At 60.6% G+C, this 3,028-nt stretch carries 1 protein-coding gene; it reads right to left on the bottom strand.

Annotated features, from left to right (window positions below; genetic code table 11):
* Positions 1-69: 69 nt before the first annotated feature.
* Entirely contained in the window at positions 70-2,802 is a 2,733-nt protein-coding gene (locus tag ACIREA_RS29630) for a zinc-dependent metalloprotease (protein ID WP_397385926.1), read from the bottom strand.
* Between the last annotated feature and the right edge of the window lie 226 nt (positions 2,803-3,028).

Here is a 3,028-nt window from a genome sequence, read left to right on the forward strand (position 1 = left end):
TGGATCAAGCCGCAGTCTATGCGGCACAATCACGTGCATCTCATCTGCCTGATGGGTCCTTTAGCGTAATCACTTTTCATCCAGCCCACGCCGAATGCGGTACTTGATCGCAAGCTGATGCGCCGGTGTATTGGCAAAGGTCAGTCCCTTGATGCGTTCGATCTGCAGCAGCGCGACGCTCTGCACCGCAGGCGGGTGGCCGCCATTGTTGGTGATGTTGAGCAGACGGTTGAGGTAGTCGATCTGAAGATTCTGACGTGCGATGCTCACCGGCTTGGCGGGATCATCTCCGGTGCAGATCGCCGTGGTCAGCGAGTTCATCATTTCATCCAGGCTCAACTGGTTGCCATAGAGCGTCGTGTCCTCAATGCGCTTCAAAGTGTGTGCATGCAGCAGTTGGTCCAGCAGCGCGCGCTGGATCAGGGACACGCGCTCATGGAGCTTGGGGTCTTCACCTTCGTCACGATGGTCAAAGCCACGGCGCTGCAGCTGGAGGTGGGCGTAGAGTTCGGGCGGCGCGGCGAGCGCATCCGGTGCAAAGGCGTACTTCGCCAGCACGGCGAGAGCCTGGCGCTGCTTTTCGGCCTCGACGGGCTTGAACGGCACGGCTCCGGGAGCCTGGCCCTGCACGGCACGCTCCACATAGACTCCACCGACATAGCGCGAGATGGCATTGAGCGAGCCGCTGGCTTCTTTCGTCAGGGAGGCAAAGGCCTGCGCGACTTCCTGCCAGCTCTTGCCGGGATCCGAGACATCTTTGAGGATGTTGGCGAGTTCAACGCGGACGATTTCACAGCGCTGCTCGCCGTAGCTGATGGCATCGCTGCTCATGTCAAAGAGCATGGCGCGTGGATCGATGGCCTTGCCCGGAGAGCGCATGTCGTCGGCATCGTTGGCAAAGGCCAGCTCCGGCTTGTGCGAGAGAGCAGCGATGGCTTCGAGGCGCTTCGCATCTTCGATGGGATCTTCCAAGGACTCGCTGTAGCCGTAATTGATCACCCAATGGTCATAGGGGCCGGGCTTGGTGGTGAAATACTGGCCCTGCTTCACGCCTTTGGGCGCGATGTTGATCGGCGGGTAGTCCATGACGGAGCCGGTGAGGCCGGTCTTTTCCGTGAGCTCCCCATTGTGGATGTCCTTGAGGCTGTGGAGCTGGCTGCCACGGAAATTGTGGTTCAGGCCCAGCGTGTGTCCGACCTCATGCAGGCAGAGGTAGTAGAGCGATTCTTTGATGAGGCGGTCCATCTCCACGCGGTCGCTCTTTTGCAGGCGCAGCATGGTCTGGCCAAATAGCAGGCCGTTGCGTGCGGAGCCGCAGGCCTCGCAGGCGTGCGGGTTGAAAGCTTTCGTCTGGCCTTCTGCTTCGGCTTCCGTGCCCAGATCGGCGAAGAGCCTCTTGGTGAGCAGGCGCTTGGTGATGAAGCTGTACTCCAGCATGATGTCTGCACCGAGGATCTCGCCTGTGCGCGGATTGGCAAAGCTGGGGCCGTAGCCGCCGAAGGGCGGAGCCACACTGCTGGTCCAGCGCAGCACGTTGTGCTCGATGTCATCCGCATTCCACTTCGCGTCATCGGGCTGTTGTTTGACGACGACGGCGTCTTTGAATCCGGCGGTTTCAAAGGCCTCATTCCACTTCAGCACGGAGGTGCGGATGGTGTCGCGGAATTCAACGGGTGTGGTGTTCTCGATCCAGAACACGATCGGCTCCACGGGCTCGCTCAGCGCGGTGCCGGGCTTCTGCTTCACCAGCCGCCAGCGGTGGATGACGTCGCGGTATGGAGCCACGTCCGTGCTCGTCATGTCCGTGATCTGATGGGTGAAGTAGCCGATGCGCGGATCATCGATGCGGGGCTTGTAGTCGCTCTCCGGCATGGCGATGAGCGTGTGCTGCACCTTGACGGTGATGTAGCGCGGATTGGCCACGTCGGCTGCGGTTTCCCAGGTGGGGGTGGGGTTTTCAAAAACGTACTCCGCCGTGATGGCGGTGTTTTTGGGGTAGCCGTTGACGCGCAGGATCTTGGACTTGGGTTCCGAGAGCTTGCCCAGCACGGCTTTGTCCCCGCCCATGTTGCTGAACTTCACCTGGGTGAGGTTTTCGCGCAGGAACAGGTTGGTGCAGGAAATGAGATAGCCTTCATCGTCCTCGGCCATGATGATTTCGCTGGTCAAGATGGCGCTGCTGGTGTTGGCCGCCTGGGCTTTGGCCAGGGCGCTTTGCGGATCGAAGTAGAGCTTGGTGTTTTGCTCGACGAGTTCGATGCGGTCAAAAATCTTGTGGACCGTGAAGACCAGCGAGTCGCCGTAACGACCGCGGTTGTGGCCGGAAGCCACAGGGCCATCCACGCTGTGGTTGAAGTAGATGAACTCAGGGCCGACCTGATTCTTCGCCACAAACAGCCATGGATTGCCACGTTCTGCATCGAGATAGACCCGGAAGAGGCCGTCGACGCGTTTGAAGCCCTTGGTGAATTCAGCGACAGTTTTGCGCTTGGGCTTGTTGTCGTCGCTCTTGGTCAGGGTGACGGTTTGCTGAGGACGTGCAGGTTGAGTGGGCGCCGGAGTGACGGGGGGATTGGAGGGCGCCGGGGGTGTGGGCGCTGGAGCGGGTTTGGCAGGCTCTGGCTTCGTGGGCTCCGGTTTGGGTTCGGGCTTTGGCTCGGGTTTAGGTTCCGGCTTGGGTTCTGGCTTGGCCGGCTCCGGTTTTGCAGGAGCCGGTTTGGGCTCTGGTTTTACAGGAGCCGCAGGCAGGCTGGACAGCGGCAGAACAAGGACTGAGCATGCGATCAGAAGGCGGCGAGACATGGCGAAAGCAGGGTGGTGGTGGGTCGGAAATGCGACAATACCTGACACAACGTGCCAGCGGCCAGATCATTGTATAAAATTGTGGCACACAGGCCGACGGGGAGGTCGGCAGGACATCTAGGCACTCATTCCACTTTGCGCACATTTATTGGTAAGAAGAGTGCAGGTCCTGCGTTTTCGCGGCTGGAACCCCCTCCGCCCCCCGGGGGGGCGGCCCCGCGCCGCC

This window comes from Prosthecobacter sp. (assembly GCF_044373815.1).
Classification (GTDB): Bacteria; Verrucomicrobiota; Verrucomicrobiia; order Verrucomicrobiales; family Verrucomicrobiaceae; genus Prosthecobacter.

Bases quoted from the DNA above. Each gene is read 5' to 3' on its own strand.
- ACIREA_RS29630 (WP_397385926.1), bottom strand. From the start codon at position 2,802: ATGTCTCGCCGCCTTCTGATCGCATGCTCAGTCCTTGTTCTGCCGCTG.